The organism is Citrobacter sp. Cf125, from assembly GCF_030333935.1.
Lineage (GTDB): Bacteria > Pseudomonadota > Gammaproteobacteria > Enterobacterales > Enterobacteriaceae > Citrobacter > Citrobacter freundii.
Genome location: NZ_JAOWEY010000022.1, coordinates 1,186,384 through 1,202,053 on the forward strand (window position 1 = coordinate 1,186,384; position 15,670 = coordinate 1,202,053).

Consider the following 15,670-nt stretch of genomic DNA (forward strand, 5'->3'; position numbering starts at 1 on the left):
TGTATGCATGTTTTTTTTATGCTTTCCTTATGATTACCTCACCGCTCAAAGGAAGAACAGGTTTGACATCGTCATCGCAACACTATCTGGTCATTACTGCGCTGGGTGCCGACCGCCCAGGAATTGTGAACACCATCACACGTCATGTCAGCAGTTGCGGCTGTAATATCGAAGACAGCCGACTGGCCATGCTGGGTGATGAGTTCACGTTTATCATGTTGCTGTCGGGCACCTGGAATGCCATCACCCTGATTGAATCAACCCTGCCATTAAAAGGCGCAGAGCTGGATTTACTCATTGTGATGAAGCGCACGACCGCGCGCCCTCGTCCGGCGATGCCTGCTACGGTATGGGTGCAGGTCGATGTCCCTGATTCTCCCCATTTGATTGAACGCTTCACCGCACTGTTTGACAGCCACCAAATGAATATTGCGGAACTGGTTTCACGCACGCAACCGGCTGAGAATGGAAAGGCGGCGCAGTTGTTTATTCAAATTACCGCACATAGTCCTGCGTCACATGATTCGGCAAATATTGAAGATGCGTTTAAAGCACTCTGTACAGAACTCAATGCGCAAGGCAGTATTAACGTCGTCAATTACTCACAGCATGATGAACAGGATGGAGTTAAGTAATGAACCCACTGAAAGCCGGTGATATCGCACCGAAATTTAGCTTGCCGGATCAAGACGGAGAACAAGTAAATTTAACCGACTTCCAGGGACAGCGTGTTCTGGTTTATTTTTACCCGAAAGCCATGACACCCGGCTGTACCGTACAGGCCTGCGGCTTGCGCGATAACATGGATGAGTTAAAAAAAGCTGGTGTTGAGGTGCTGGGGATCAGCACCGACAAACCAGAGAAGCTTTCCCGATTCGCGGAGAAAGAAGTCCTGAATTTCACGCTCCTGTCCGATGAAGATCACCAGGTTTGCGAGCAGTTCGGCGTCTGGGGTGAGAAGTCATTTATGGGCAAAACCTACGATGGCATCCACCGCATCAGCTTCCTGATTGATGCCGAAGGCAAAATTGAGCACGTGTTCGATGACTTCAAAACCAGCAATCACCACGACGTGGTACTGAACTGGCTGAAAGAGAACGCCTGATTTACGTTTTGCTGGAAAAAGCCTGATGGCGCTTCGCTTATCAGGCCTACGCAGCTTATTAATATTGCGAAACTTGTAGGCCGGATGAGGCGTAGCCGCCACCCGGCATAAACGTGAATCTGTACTTTTTCAGGCTGACATCCGCATAAACGTTTATTCAAACGTCCCTTTTACGCAGGCTTTCTTCTCTCTGACCACGGCTTTTCCCTTCGCCCAAAGATGATTAACCTCCAACGCATCGTTAAGCACCAGAATGTCCGCATCGCATCCCACCGCCAGGCGCCCCTTATGTTCGAGCCCCAAAAATTCTGCGACCGTACGCGTCAGCGGACAGAGCGCCTGTTCCAGCGGTATGGCATGAACTTTCACCAACTGGCGCACCGTTTCAGCCAGTGATTCAAACCCCGCGACACCGATACCGATGAGATTACCTAACTCATCAAATTCCGGCTGGCTGCCGTTGCCATCCGAGCTAAGCGTAATGCGCGACAGTGGCACGTTCTGCCGCAGCGCCGTGGCGATAGCCGTGGCGGGGTCGACGGGCTCATCAATGCTGCTGGTAATGTCGATATAACCGCCTTTACGGGCATACTCCAGCGCCGCCTGGAACAACGGTTCCGCACGGTTAACGTGTGTCGGCAACAGTTTAGTAATCGGCACATCGCAGCAGTTGAGGATCTGGTACAACGGTTCCAGCATGCGCGGGCTATCGCCCATATGGAATACACTGATCCCCGGTTTGCGTCCTAACAATCCACCGACGCGCGACTGCGCTGCCATGTTTGCCAGCACCGAGGTATCTGGGGCTGAGGAACGATGGTCCGAAATCGCACATTTCACGCCAATGATTTTATCGATCAGCGCCACGTCACGATCGATGCTGCCGGTTATCGTCGGGGAAGGCAGAGAATACGCCCCAGTAAGCATCCATGCGCTGATGCCTTCAAACTCCAGCGCGCGGGTTTTTGCCAGCAGCGATTCCGGATGACGGGTAATGCCATCGGTACCCAGCAAACCCACCACCGAAGTTACACCAGCTTCAACCAGGCGTGACAAGCGTACTTCCGGCGTGCGGGTATGCGGTCCTGCTTCCCCGCCTCCGCCAATCAGATGGACGTGTTGATCGATAAATCCTGGGCACACAATCGCGCCGTCAAGATTGATACACTCGCAACCGGGAAAGTCTTCAGGAGAAATTGACGGGGCGATGGCAACAATTTTACTGCCGGAGACCAGTATATCCTGTCGCCCTAAATCTTCCGGTGCGTACACGTGTCCCTGCTGGAACAACGTCAAATCAAGAATTGAACAGTTCATAACCTTCCTTGTCAGGCAATTACCTGCATAACCCAAATAGAGATCAGCGCATTAATGACGCATACCGCAATAATCAGCGGGTAGTAACGGGGATGGACCCCCGCAGTTCCCAGGCAGCGTCCCACATTTTGCACCGGATTGCCCATCAGGTAGATTGCCGGTAGCAATACAGTCGCATCATGTCCCGAAAGCGTACCAGCAACAACCAGACTGGCACAAACGCCGACGCCGCCTCCCATACTCATCACCGCCGCCAGCAGCACGGTGGCAGATTCCCCCGGTAGCCCCCACAACGCCATCACCGGTTCGCACACCCGCCCGACAATCTCGAGCAATCCCGTCACCTTCAGCGCCTGAATAATCACAAAAGCCATCACCACGTTAGGTAACAGGCTGGTTGTAGCAATTGTAAACCCGCGCCGCGCGCCATCGATAAACATATCCATGACGTTTTTACGTACCTGCGTTGTCATCTCAGACCTCCTGCTGCAGACGGCGATTTTCCAACTGCGCAATCCACAAACGCAGCAGGTTCGCACCCACAAATTTGAAGACAAGGATCACCGCCAGCGGCGTAATCACCGGAACGGTAACCACCGTAAACAGCGCAGCACCAGAGGAAAAATAGTTGGTAATACACGCGCTGCCGCTGGTTTGCCAGCAGGCAAAAATGGCACGCTCCTGTTCAGTAATAATACCCTCTTCCGCCATCTCTTTGGTCATCCCGGCCGCGGCATCGGTATTTTGCAAATTCGCAATTAGCGCCAGCGAACAAACTCCCGGAATACCGAGTAACGGGCGCAGGACCGGCGTCATCAGCTGTTGTGCCGCACGTAAACCACCTAGCCCTTCGGTGACGGAAATAATCCCGAGTGAAAGAATGACGGAAGGTGCCAGCTCAAGCGCGAATAAGAAGCCGTCTTTGGCTCCCATCCCTCCAGAGCCGCGAAAAGAGACCGCCGTATCGCCTGCGGCATTAATCTGCCCAAACGCGCCGTTGAGGACGGTGAAGTCAAAGACCCGCCACCATTCGGTACTTTTCGCAAACATGCCGGAAAAAAGGATAATCGTAATAAAAAAAGCGAGATAACCGCCCCATCCCACCTTTTGCTGCGTGTGTGTGTTGTGACCCATTTTGTTCTCCTGTTGGTCTTATTCCTTGCGTGACAGAAAGACATCACGCAGGTCAAGTTAAAGACAAATGCGGAGAAAAACGACAGCAGAAGAGATTATTCAGAAAGTGTGGATAGAGGTCAGACAAGTTCGGATCCGGCGACATGATATCGCCGGATCTTGCAGATTAGGGTTCGTCAACGACCTGACCATCCGGCCAGGCGTGCATTACCGCTTTGATTAACGTCGCCAGAGGGATCGCAAAGAATACGCCCCAGAATCCCCACAGACCGCCGAAAATCACCACGGAGAGAATAATCACCAATGGATGCAGATTGACCGCCTCGGAGAACAGCACGGGAACCAACAGATTGCCGTCCAGCGCCTGGATTATCAGGTACACGGCAAAACAGCTCCAGAACTCGGTGCCAAGCCCGAACTGAAACAGCGCCACGCCGACCACCGGAATCGTCACCACAAAAGCGCCGATATACGGGATCAGCACAGAGAACCCTACCAGCACCGCCAGCAGCAGCGAATAGTTGAGACCAAACAGCAGGAAGCCGAGCCAGGTCGCCACGCCGACCACCACCATTTCCAGCACCTTTCCGCGAATATAGTTGGTGATTTGCTGGTTCATCTCTTTCCACACCTGCCCCGCAAGCCCACGATTACGCGGCAGCACCCGGCGCACGGCGTTCAGCATCTGTCCTTTATCTTTGATCAGGAAGAACACCATCAACGGGACGAGAACCAGATAGACCGCCAGGGTCAGTAATCCAACCAGTGAGGCTAACGAATATTTCACCACCGAATCGCCCATGGTGAGCATTCGCGAGCGCATATTTTCCGCCATCGCATCAATGATGCCCGCATCCATCAGCGCCGGATAACGTCTTGGCAAGGTGGCGGCAAAATCAGACAATTTATTGAGCATACCGGGCATGTCGCGGATCAGGTAAATACCCTGCTGCCACGCAACGGGCATCACCACAAAGGCCATCAGCAGCAAAATACCGACAAACACCACCAGCACAATCGATGTCGCCCAACGCCGTGAACACCCAATATGTTCCAGCCGCACAGTCGGCCATTCAAGCAGGTACGCCAGCACTATGGCGACCAGTAGCGGCGCCAGAAGACCGCTAAAAAAGAACAGGATGCCAAAACCGGCAACCAGAATAATCAGCAGGGCGATGGCTTCGGGGTCGCTAAAGCGGCGACGATACCATTGCATCAACATTTCGAGCATAAAACCCTTCCATGAACCCAATAGCGGGATTGCGATCCCGAATTGTATCGAAATGTCACAAAAAAGACTTCGCTTTTTATGGCTGATTACGCAAAGTGAAAAGACATTTTTCCTGGGTGTTCATCGTCAGGTTTCGCAGTTACACTCCGTAAGCTTGCGGAGTGTGAACGATACTTCACAGCATTGGTCAAATGGCTATCTCAAAAAAGAATACAGGACAGAGGTTATGTTCAGGCAGTTGAAAAAAAACCTGGTTGCTACCCTCATTGCCGCACTGACTATCGGTCAGGTTGCGCCCGCATTTGCTGATACTGCGGACACCCTTCCTGATATGGGAACGTCGGCAGGCAGTACGCTTTCCATAGGACAGGAAATGCAGATGGGCGATTATTACGTACGCCAACTGCGCGGCAGTGCGCCATTAATTAATGATCCATTGCTCACCCAATACATTAATGCGCTGGGGATGCGTCTGGTCTCGCACGCCGACTCGGTAAAAACACCCTTCACATTCTTTTTGATCAACAACGATGAAATCAACGCCTTTGCTTTCTTTGGCGGCAACGTTGTCTTGCACTCCGCATTGTTCCGCTATTCCGACAACGAAAGCCAGTTAGCATCGGTCATGGCGCACGAAATCTCCCACGTCACTCAGCGCCACCTGGCTCGTGCAATGGAAGATCAGAAACGCAGTGCGCCGCTAACATGGGTAGGTGCGCTAGGTTCAATTTTATTAGCGATGGCTAGCCCGCAGGCGGGTATGGCGGCGCTGACCGGTACGCTGGCGGGAACACGTCAGGGGATGATTAGCTTTACTCAACAAAACGAACAGGAAGCAGATCGCATCGGTATTCAGGTGCTGCAACGCTCGGGATTCGATCCCCAGGCCATGCCGACGTTCCTCGAAAAACTGCTCGATCAGGCCCGTTACTCTTCGCGTCCGCCGGAAATTTTGCTGACTCACCCCCTGCCTGAAAGCCGCCTGTCGGATGCCCGTAACCGCGCCAACCAGATGCGTCCGGTGGTCGTCCAGTCGTCAGAAGATTTTTATCTGGCTAAGGCACGAACCTTGGGCATGTACAACTCTGGTCGTAACCAGTTGACCGATGACCTGCTGAGTAACTGGTCGAAAGGCAACGTACGTGAGCAACGTGCGGCACAATATGGCCGGGCATTGCAGGCGATGGAAGCCAGCAAATATGACGAGGCGCGTAAAGCGCTGCAACCGCTGCTGGCTGCAGACGCGAACAATGCCTGGTATCTCGACCTGGCAACGGATATCGATCTCGGCCAGAAGAAAACCAGTGATGCCATTAACCGCCTGAAAAACGCCCGCGACCTGCGCACTAACCCAGTACTGCAACTCAACCTGGCGAATGCGTATTTACAGGGTGGGCAAGCCAAAGAGGCGGCAACCATCCTGAATCGCTATACGTTTAACCATAAGGACGACCCTAACGGCTGGGATCTGTTAGCGCAAACAGAAGCCAACCTGAACAACCGCGATCAGGAGCTGGCGGCGCGGGCGGAGGGGTATGCCCTCGCCGGACGTCTGGATCAGGCGATTTCGATGCTCAGCAGCGCAAGCTCTCAGGTGAAACTGGGTAGCCAGCAACAGGCCAGATACGATGCCCGTATCGACCAGCTACGCCAGCTGCAAGAACGCTTTAAACCCTACACGAAGATGTAATTATCGAACCCTTGCCGGATGGCGACGCTGTAGCGTCTTATCCGGCCTACGTCAGACGCGATATGTAGGCCGGATAAGGTCTTTTGGCCGCCATCCGGCAGTATTGTTATGCAAGGAGAAGTCATGTCAGACGCGATTAAAATCTACCATAACCCACGCTGCTCCAAGAGCCGTGAAACGCTGGAATTACTGAAGTCCAATGGCGTGGACCCGGAAGTGGTGCTGTATCTGGAAACCCCGGCTGACGCCGCGACCCTGCGTGAACTTCTGCAGATGCTGGGTATGTCCAGCGCGCGTGAGCTGATGCGCCAGAAAGAGGATCTCTATAAATCGCTTAACCTGGCGGACAAAAATCTGAGTGAAGATGCGCTGATTCAGGCAATGGTGGAAAACCCGAAACTGATGGAGCGCCCAATCGTAGTTGCCAAAGGTCAGGCTCGAATTGGACGCCCGCCGGAGCAGGTACTGGAAATCGTCGGTTAACCGAAACCTGCCGCAGTCATTTGGCTGCGGCGCTTACAGCTTCAGAATTTCTTTTACGAACGGAATGGTCAGCTTACGCTGGGCGGTGATCGATGCGTGATCAAGCTGATCCAACGTCATAAACAGCGTACGCATTTCCCGATCCAGACGCTTAAGCAGAAAGCGGCCCACATCTTCCGGCAGTTCAAATCCGCGAAGTCTGGCGCGTAATTGCAACGCCTGCAGCTTATCTTCATCGGAAAGTGGTTGCAGCTTGTAGATTTGCCCCCAGTCCAGACGCGAAGCGAGATCTGGCAATCCCAGATTCAACTGTCTTGGTGGACGATCGCCGGTGATCAGCAGGCGTGTTTTCCCCGACTCCAGGATACGGTTGTAGAGATCAAAGATCGCCATTTCCCACAGTGAATCACCAGCCACACATTCGATGTTATCGATGCATACCAGCGATAAATGCTCCATCCCGTCGAGCACCTCGGGGACGAACCAGGTGCGTTTGTCGAGCGGCACGTAGCCTACCGCATCGCCGCGCGCGGACAGTTCCGCACAGGCTGCATGCAGCAAATGACTACGGCCAGCGCCTTCACGCGACCAGAGATAAATATACCCGCTATGTTCCTGACGCAGCACGTTTTGCAGTGCAGCCAGTAAAGAGGAGTTATCCCCCGGCCAGAAACTTGCGAAAGTTTCGTCGTCAGGAAGATAAAGTGGCAAAGAGAGCTGTGCCGGTGTGTTCAGAGATACCTCAACCCAGGATTTCATAAAATCGCGTTGAGTTTAACACAGAAATGCGTCGCGATAGAACCGGGCAGCATCGCCGCCCGGTCAAAGGTTTACTGTTGCTCAGTGTCGGCATCTTTGGCGTCGAGCACCACTTCTTCTGGACGCAGCAGGCTGATAACTTTGAAAATCAGACTCAGACAGACACCCACAATGGTCGCCAGCGCCATGCCTTTCAGCTCGGCAGCACCGATGTGAACTTTCGCGCCGCTGACGCCGATGATCAAAATGACCGAGGTCAGGATCAGGTTCTGTGCTTTGTTGTAGTCAACTTTTGACTCGATCAGCACGCGAATACCGGAAGCGCCAATCACGCCGTACAACAGCAGAGAGACACCGCCCATGACCGGCAGTGGAATAATTTGGATCGCCGCAGCCAGTTTACCCACGCAGGAGAGCAGAATGGCGAAAATCGCCGCACCGCCAATAACCCAGGTACTGTAAACGCGGGTAATCGCCATGACGCCGATGTTTTCGCCGTACGTGGTGTTCGGCGTAGAACCGAAGAAGCCGGAGATCACCGTCGACAGGCCGTTAGCAAACATAGAACGATGCAGGCCAGGATCGCGAATCAAATCTTTTTTCACGATATTCGCCGTTACCACCAGGTGGCCGACGTGTTCAGCAATAACAACCAGCGCCGCAGGCAGAATGGTCAGAATAGCGACCCATTCAAAGCGCGGCGTATAGAACGTCGGCAGAGCAAACCAGTGAGCCTGCGCTATCGGCGTGGTGTCCACGACGCCCATCACGAAGGAGAGCGCGTACCCGGCCAGCACCCCAATCAAAATCGGGATAATCGCCATAAAGCCACGGAACAGCACGGAACCAAATACCGTCACAGCCAGCGTCACCATTGAGATGATGATGGTTGTTGAGTCTGGCGCTTGTCCTTCCGCAGGCAGCAATCCCGCCATACCCGCAGCGACACCCGCCAGCTCCAGACCGATAACGGCAACGATTGCGCCCATCGCCGCAGGCGGGAACATTACATCCAGCCAGCCAGTACCGGCTTTCTTAACGATGAACGAAACCAGGCAGAACAGGATGCCACACATAATGAAACCGCCCAGCGCCACTTCATACCCTAGCGGCAGCAGCAGCAGAACCGGGGAAATGAACGCAAAACTTGAACCGAGATAAGCCGGAATTTTACCTTTACAAATAAAGAGATACAGTAAAGTACCAATACCGTTAAACAGCAGAACGGTAGCTGGGTTGATATGAAACAGGACTGGCACCAGTACCGTTGCGCCAAACATGGCGAACAGGTGCTGTAAACTAAGCGGGATTGTCTGTAAAAGCGGCGGTCTTTCACTCACCCCGATAGCACGGCGCGTCATAGTGTTTTCCTCTGAGTGTTGTTTGTTATTAGCGATTGGGTTGTTTTATTCAAAAAAAAGCCGACTCTTAAAGTCGGCTTCTTTTCACTTATTCGTTTACTTGGTACCAAAAATCTTATCGCCGGCATCGCCGAGCCCCGGAATAATGTATCCGTGCTCGTTCAGTCCCTGATCGATGGAGGCAGTGTACAGCTCAACATCCGGGTGCGCTTTTTCCAGCGCCGCGATACCTTCCGGCGCTGCAACCAGCACCAGGACTTTAATGCTGCTGCAGCCTGCTTTTTTCAGCAGGTCGATGGTAGCGATAACGGAACCGCCGGTTGCCAGCATCGGGTCAACGATCAGCGCCATACGCTCATCAATGTTAGAAACCAGCTTCTGGAAGTACGGAACCGGCTCCAGCGTCTCTTCATTACGGTACATACCGACCACGCTGATACGCGCGCTCGGAACGTTTTCCAGTACGCCTTCCATCATGCCCAGGCCCGCACGCAGGATTGGCACAACGGTGATTTTTTTACCTTTGATTTGGTCAACTTCAACCGGACCGTTCCAGCCTTCAATGGTCACCTTTTCGGTTTCCAGACCGGCGGTTGCTTCATAAGTCAGCAGGCTGCCAACTTCCGAGGCGAGTTCACGAAAGCGTTTAGTGCTGATGTCGTTTTCACGCATCAGTCCCAGCTTGTGTTTGACGAGTGGGTGTTTGACTTCCACGATCTTCATACTCTTCTCCTTTCCTCAGACGAGTGGCAACCACAAAAAAAATCGCCGGATTATACCGCTTTTCGTCTCTGGCGCAACACTGCATACGCTTGATATGGATCAACCAAAATCGTTTGCGTCTGGATGATGAGTATAAAACACCCCCCACAATAAGTGTGGGGGTTGTTATCAATGCTATGAATTTTATAGATTTTCAGCATTACTCTGGATGACGTTTTGATACCATGAAAAAGATTTCTTCGGCGAGCGTGCTAATGTCCCACTCCCGTCATTATTTTTATCAACATAGATAAAGCCGTAGCGTTTTTTCATCTCCCCCGTCCCGGCCGAGACTAAATCAATACAGCCCCACGGGGTATAGCCCATCAGATCCACACCATCTTCCACCACCGCTTTTTTCATTTCGCGGATATGTGCGGCCATATAGTCAATACGATAGGAATCATCCACCGAGCCGTCGGCCTGCTGTACGTCAATCGCCCCAAAGCCGTTTTCTACAATAAATAACGGCAACTGATAATGATCCCAGAACCAGTTCAGCGAATAGCGCAGACCGACGGGATCAATCTGCCAGCCCCAGTCCGACTTCTGCACGTACGGGTTAGAAACCAGGCTTTTCGACTCGTCGTAATCTAGTTGTGGGTTGTCCGCCGTTGCCTGGGTCGCGAAAGACATATAATAGCTAAAGCCGATGTAATCAACGCAGCCCTCGGTCAGCGCCTGACGGTCTTCCTCGGTGATATCCAGTTCAAAGCCACGACGGGCAAAGTAATTGAGAAGATGCTGCGGGTATTTGCCGCGCACATGGACGTCAGTAAACCAGTAACGCCGGTGCATAGCGTTCATCGCCATCATCATGTCGTTCGGCGCACAGGTCAGCGGATAAATTGGGCACATCGCAATCATGCAGCCAATTTGCAGCGCCGGGTTAATTTCACGCGCGAGCTTCACCGCCAGCGCGCTTGCCACCAGCTCGTAGTGCGCCGCCTGGTACATGACCGGCTCGCGGTCTTCACCAGGCAGATATTTCAGGCCAGAGTTAGTAAAGGGCGCGAAGTCTTCGTGATAATTTGCCTGATTGTTAATCTCATTAAACGTCATCCAGTACTTCACTTTGTGCTGGTAACGAGTGAAAACCACCCGGGCAAAACGGACAAAAAAGTCGATAAGCTTACGGTTGCGCCAGCCGCCGTACTCCGTCACCAGATGGTAGGGCATCTCGAAGTGCGACAACGTAATCACCGGTTCAATGCCATATCTCAGACATTCGTCGAACAGATCATCATAGAACTGCAGGCCAGCTTCATTGGGTTGCGCTTCGTCACCTAAAGGGAAAATCCGCGTCCAGGCAATAGAAGTGCGAAAACATTTAAACCCCATTTCGGCAAACAGCTTGATGTCGTCTTTATAGCGATGATAAAAATCGATGGCATCGTGGTTAGGGTAGTTTTTACCGGCAATCACACCGTCAGTGATTTCACGCGCCACACCATGCGCCCCCGCCGTCATGACATCGGCAACGCTAATTCCTTTACCGCCCTCCTGCCAGCCACCTTCCAGTTGATGAGCGGCGACAGCGCCACCCCACATGAAATCTGCTTTAAATCCTGACATCCCCTTCCCCTATCGTGATGACTCTGCGCAAAACGCTCCAAATGAGGCCCGCAACAGAAAACAGAAACCGGTTTCAGTACGATACTGTGCATTCGGCTGGCAGGTTTCAAGCACAAGGCTGTACCCGGTTTCATTTTCGTGGCGCAGTTCAAACAAATAGATAAATGATTGTAAAATGCTGAAAAAACCAGCAGATAAAACTTGATGCAGAGCAGGCTCGCAAACGTTTGCTTTCCCTGTTAGAATTGCGCCGAATTTAACTTTTACTGCAAGTAAACATGTGGGGAAGCAGGCAGTGACCGATAAAACCTCTCTTAGCTACAAAGATGCCGGTGTTGATATTGATGCAGGTAATGCTCTGGTTGATCGAATCAAAGGCGTAGTAAAGAAAACGCGTCGTCCGGAAGTTATGGGTGGTCTGGGTGGCTTCGGTGCGCTGTGCGCATTGCCGCAAAAATATCGTGAACCGGTACTGGTTTCCGGCACTGATGGCGTTGGTACAAAACTGCGTCTGGCGATGGATCTGAAACGCCACGACACTATCGGCATTGACCTCGTCGCAATGTGCGTCAACGACCTCGTGGTTCAGGGCGCTGAGCCGCTGTTCTTCCTCGACTACTATGCAACCGGCAAACTGGATGTGGACACCGCAGCCAGCGTCATTAACGGGATTGCCGAAGGCTGCCTGCAGTCTGGCTGTGCGCTGGTCGGTGGGGAAACAGCTGAAATGCCGGGGATGTACCACGGCGAAGATTACGACGTGGCAGGTTTCTGCGTTGGCGTCGTCGAAAAATCAGAGATTATCGACGGTTCTAAAGTGGCTGACGGCGACGTACTGATTGCGCTCGGCTCCAGCGGTCCGCACTCCAACGGTTACTCTCTGGTACGTAAAATCGTTGAAGTCAGCGGTTGTGACCCGGAAACCACCGAGCTTGAAGGCAAGTCGCTGGCCGATCACCTGCTGGCTCCGACCCGCATTTACGTAAAATCCATTCTGGAACTGATCGAGAAGGTTGATGTGCACGCCATTGCCCACCTGACCGGCGGCGGCTTCTGGGAAAATATTCCACGCGTTCTGCCAGACAACACGCAGGCCGTGATCGACGAGTCTTCCTGGCAGTGGCCAGCCGTCTTCAACTGGCTGCAAACGGCGGGTAACGTCAGCCAGCATGAGATGTATCGCACCTTTAACTGCGGCGTAGGTATGGTTATCGCCCTGCCAGCTCCGGAAGTGGACAAAGCCCTGGCTTTGCTCAATGAGAAAGGTGAAAACGCATGGAAAATCGGTATCATCAAAGCTTCTGATTCCGAACAGCGTGTGGTCATTGAATGAAAAACATTGTGGTGCTCATTTCCGGTAACGGAAGCAATTTGCAGGCGATAATAGACGCCTGCGAACAGAAAAAAATCAATGGCACCATACGTGCAGTATTCAGTAACAAGGCCGATGCGTTCGGCCTTGAACGCGCACGCGAAGCGAATATTCCAGCGTACTCGCTGGAAGCCGCCCAGTTTGCCAGTCGCGAAGCCTTCGACCGCCAACTGATGCAAGAAATTGACGCCTGGGCGCCGGATGTCGTGGTGCTGGCCGGTTATATGCGCATTCTCAGCCCGGCGTTTGTCGCGCACTATTCTGAACGATTGCTGAATATCCACCCGTCTTTATTACCAAAGTATCCCGGCCTGCATACGCACCGCCAGGTACTGGAAAACGGCGATGAAGAGCATGGTACCTCAGTCCACTTCGTCACTGATGAACTGGACGGCGGACCGGTTATTCTCCAGGCCAAAGTTCCGGTATTTGAAGGCGACAGCGAAGATGATGTCACGGCACGGGTTCAGGCTCAGGAACATACCATTTACCCACTGGTGGTGAGCTGGTTTATTGATGGTCGCCTGAAGATGCGTGATAACGCTGCATGGCTGGATGGCGTTCGTCTGCCGCCGCAAGGCTACGCCGCCGACGAATAATAAAATTCAACCTGTAAGCCGAATGTCACCATCCGGCTTACAGGCATAACTACCTTTTTCGGTTAATACCACCGGTATTCATCTACGCTCCCCCTTTCTCTTTGCTATCAGACGGTTTATTGTCATATTTTTCTGGCACAGTTGGACATCTGAGAGCAATGCTCGCCATAATAAATCGGTAGTGTCCCGTGAATGAAACGGAGTAAAAGTGGTAATGGGTCAGGAAAAGCTATACATCGAGAAAGAACTCAGTTGGTTAGCGTTCAACGAACGTGTACTCCAGGAAGCTGCTGATAAGTCAAACCCGTTGATCGAACGGATGCGTTTCTTAGGCATCTATTCCAATAACCTCGACGAGTTTTATAAGGTTCGTTTTGCCGAACTGAAGCGCCGAATCATTATTAGCGAAGAACAGGGTTCAAACTCTCACTCCCGCCATCTGTTAGGCAAAATCCAGGCCCGCGTATTAAAAGCCGATCAGGAATTTGACGGTCTGTACAACGAGTTGCTGCTGGAGATGGCGCGTAATCAGATTTTCTTAATCAATGAACGCCAGCTATCGGCCAATCAGCAGAGCTGGTTGCGTCATTACTTCAAGCAATATCTTCGCCAGCACATCACGCCGATCCTGATTAACCGCGAGACGGATTTAGTCCAGTTTTTGAAAGATGACTACACCTATCTGGCGGTAGAGATTATCCGCGGCGATACAATCCGCTACGCGCTGCTGGAAATCCCTTCTGACAAGGTTCCCCGTTTTGTGAATCTGCCGCCGGAAACTCCGCGTCGTCGCAAGCCGATGATCCTGTTGGACAACATTTTACGTTATTGCCTTGACGATATTTTCAAAGGGTTCTTTGATTACGACGCACTTAACGCCTATTCGATGAAAATGACCCGTGACGCCGAATACGATTTGGTGCACGAGATGGAATCGAGCCTGATGGAGCTGATGTCCTCCAGCCTGAAACAGCGTCTGACCGCAGAGCCTGTGCGTTTCGTCTATCAGCGCGACATGCCCAATGCGTTGGTCGAGGTGCTACGTGAAAAACTGACGATTTCTCGCTACGACTCGATTGTTCCCGGCGGCCGTTACCATAACTTCAAAGACTTTATTAACTTCCCCAACGTTGGCAAAGCCAACTTGGTGAATAAGCCGCTGCCGCGTCTGCGCCACATCTGGTTCGACAATGAGAAATTCCGTAACGGATTTGATGCAATCCGCGAGCGCGATGTGCTGCTGTATTACCCGTACCACACCTTTGAGCACGTTCTTGAACTGTTGCGCCAGGCGTCTTTCGACCCGAGCGTACTGGCAATAAAGATCAACATCTACCGTGTGGCAAAAGACTCGCGCATCATCGACGCGATGATCCATGCCGCGCATAACAGTAAAAAAGTCACCGTGGTAGTGGAATTACAGGCGCGCTTTGATGAAGAAGCCAACATTCATTGGGCCAAGCGTCTGACCGAAGCGGGCGTTCACGTCATCTTCTCCGCGCCGGGTCTGAAAATTCACGCCAAACTGTTCCTTATCTCGCGTAAAGAAGGTGATGAAGTCGTGCGCTATGCGCATATCGGGACGGGCAACTTCAACGAAAAAACGGCGCGGCTGTACACCGACTACTCGTTGCTTACCGCTGATTCACGCATCACCAACGAGGTTCGTCGGGTGTTCAACTTCATCGAAAACCCGTATCGTCCGGTGACGTTCGATTATCTGCTGGTTTCTCCGCAGAACTCACGCCGTCTGCTGTACGCGATGATCGACAAAGAGATCGCCAATGCGCAGCAAGGCCAGCCTTCCGGTATCACGCTAAAACTGAACAACCTGGTCGATAAAGGCCTGGTTGATCGTCTCTATGCGGCCTCAAGCTCAGGCGTACCGGTTAATTTGTTGATTCGCGGTATGTGCTCTCTGATCCCGAACCTGGAAGGCATCAGCGATAATATTCGCGTGATAAGCATTGTCGACCGCTACCTTGAACACGACCGGGTTTATATTTTCGAAAACAGTGGCGATAAGCAGGTATACCTCTCCTCTGCAGACTGGATGACCCGCAATATCGACTATCGTATCGAAGTCGCCACTCCGCTGCTGGACCCGCGCCTTAAGCAGCGCGTGCTGGATATTATCGATATCCTGTTCAGCGACACGGTGAAGGCTCGCTTCATCGATAAAGAACTCAGTAATCGCTACGTACCACGCGGAAACCGCCGTAAAGTTCAGTCACAATTGGCGATTTACGACTACATCAAATCACTCGAGCAACCTGACTAAC

The 15,670-nt window shown here is 52.4% G+C and carries 15 protein-coding genes; 7 read left to right on the forward strand and 8 right to left on the reverse strand.

All coding sequences use genetic code 11. The features are described from left to right. Nucleotides 1-62 precede the first annotated feature (62 nt). Nucleotides 63-635, forward strand: a complete 573-nt coding sequence (locus OGV89_RS09970) for a glycine cleavage system transcriptional repressor (RefSeq protein WP_003037954.1) — start codon at nt 63-65, stop codon at nt 633-635. Continuing rightward, a complete protein-coding gene (gene bcp / locus OGV89_RS09975) occupies nt 635-1,105 on the forward strand; it encodes a thioredoxin-dependent thiol peroxidase (protein WP_003037951.1) in 471 nt (156 codons plus the stop codon). Before OGV89_RS09970 ends, bcp begins: the two co-directional genes overlap by 1 nt. A gap of 153 nt (nt 1,106-1,258) precedes the next feature. On the opposite strand, the gene iadA is transcribed toward bcp, so the two are convergent. The 4 genes from iadA to OGV89_RS09995 all read right to left on the reverse strand — a co-directional run bounded on the left by iadA (nt 1,259) and on the right by OGV89_RS09995 (nt 4,787). Beyond that, nucleotides 1,259-2,422 carry a beta-aspartyl-peptidase gene (gene iadA, locus OGV89_RS09980; protein ID WP_061548990.1) on the reverse strand — a complete coding sequence of 388 codons (1,164 nt, stop codon included), beginning with the start codon at nt 2,420-2,422 and terminating at the stop codon, nt 1,259-1,261. 11 nt (nt 2,423-2,433) lie between these two features. Further along, a complete protein-coding gene (locus OGV89_RS09985; RefSeq protein WP_003847230.1) occupies nt 2,434-2,895 on the reverse strand; it encodes a YjiG family protein in 462 nt (153 codons plus the stop codon). A 1-nt stretch (nt 2,896) separates the two neighbouring features. Then, nucleotides 2,897-3,556 (reverse strand): nucleoside recognition domain-containing protein, encoded by a 660-nt coding sequence (locus OGV89_RS09990; protein WP_003847228.1) that lies wholly within the window; start codon nt 3,554-3,556, stop codon nt 2,897-2,899. A gap of 166 nt (nt 3,557-3,722) precedes the next feature. Continuing rightward, entirely contained in the window at nt 3,723-4,787 is a 1,065-nt protein-coding gene (locus OGV89_RS09995; protein WP_003037941.1) for an AI-2E family transporter, read from the reverse strand. Between the two features lie 226 nt (nt 4,788-5,013). Here OGV89_RS09995 and bepA point away from each other — a divergent pair, with 226 nt between their 5' ends. Together bepA and arsC are read left to right on the forward strand one after the other, a co-directional pair. Then, nucleotides 5,014-6,477, forward strand: a complete 1,464-nt coding sequence (gene bepA, locus OGV89_RS10000) for a beta-barrel assembly-enhancing protease (protein ID WP_003037939.1) — start codon at nt 5,014-5,016, stop codon at nt 6,475-6,477. A gap of 123 nt (nt 6,478-6,600) precedes the next feature. After that, complete coding sequence (arsC, locus tag OGV89_RS10005) at nt 6,601-6,960, forward strand: arsenate reductase (glutaredoxin) (protein ID WP_003037937.1); 360 nt, start codon at nt 6,601-6,603, stop codon at nt 6,958-6,960. A gap of 33 nt (nt 6,961-6,993) precedes the next feature. Here the strand turns inward: arsC and OGV89_RS10010 are convergent, their stop codons facing one another. The 4 genes from OGV89_RS10010 to OGV89_RS10025 form a co-directional block, all read right to left on the reverse strand. Further along, the gene (locus OGV89_RS10010; protein ID WP_211924219.1) at nt 6,994-7,695 is read right to left on the reverse strand and encodes a DnaA inactivator Hda; all 702 of its coding nucleotides are present in this window, start codon (nt 7,693-7,695) and stop codon (nt 6,994-6,996) included. A gap of 95 nt (nt 7,696-7,790) precedes the next feature. Beyond that, a complete protein-coding gene (gene uraA / locus OGV89_RS10015) occupies nt 7,791-9,080 on the reverse strand; it encodes a uracil permease (RefSeq protein ID WP_003037932.1) in 1,290 nt (429 codons plus the stop codon). Between the two features lie 96 nt (nt 9,081-9,176). Beyond that, nucleotides 9,177-9,803 (reverse strand): uracil phosphoribosyltransferase, encoded by a 627-nt coding sequence (gene upp / locus OGV89_RS10020; protein ID WP_003037929.1) that lies wholly within the window; start codon nt 9,801-9,803, stop codon nt 9,177-9,179. A gap of 183 nt (nt 9,804-9,986) precedes the next feature. Next, nucleotides 9,987-11,417: a 6-phospho-beta-glucosidase gene (locus tag OGV89_RS10025; RefSeq protein ID WP_286558561.1), complete on the reverse strand. Its 1,431-nt coding sequence runs from the start codon at nt 11,415-11,417 to the stop codon at nt 9,987-9,989. Nucleotides 11,418-11,712: 295 nt separating this feature from the next. Here OGV89_RS10025 and purM point away from each other — a divergent pair, with 295 nt between their 5' ends. The 3 genes from purM (at nt 11,713) to ppk1 (ending at nt 15,669) form a co-directional block, all read left to right on the forward strand. Next, entirely contained in the window at nt 11,713-12,750 is a 1,038-nt protein-coding gene (gene purM / locus OGV89_RS10030) for a phosphoribosylformylglycinamidine cyclo-ligase (protein WP_003838485.1), read from the forward strand. Further along, nucleotides 12,747-13,388 carry a phosphoribosylglycinamide formyltransferase gene (gene purN, locus OGV89_RS10035; protein WP_086529459.1) on the forward strand — a complete coding sequence of 214 codons (642 nt, stop codon included), beginning with the start codon at nt 12,747-12,749 and terminating at the stop codon, nt 13,386-13,388. The genes purM and purN overlap by 4 nt, the downstream gene beginning before the upstream one ends. A gap of 214 nt (nt 13,389-13,602) precedes the next feature. Further along, the gene (gene ppk1 / locus OGV89_RS10040) at nt 13,603-15,669 is read left to right on the forward strand and encodes a polyphosphate kinase 1 (RefSeq protein ID WP_003847209.1); all 2,067 of its coding nucleotides are present in this window, start codon (nt 13,603-13,605) and stop codon (nt 15,667-15,669) included. Nucleotide 15,670 lies beyond the last annotated feature (1 nt).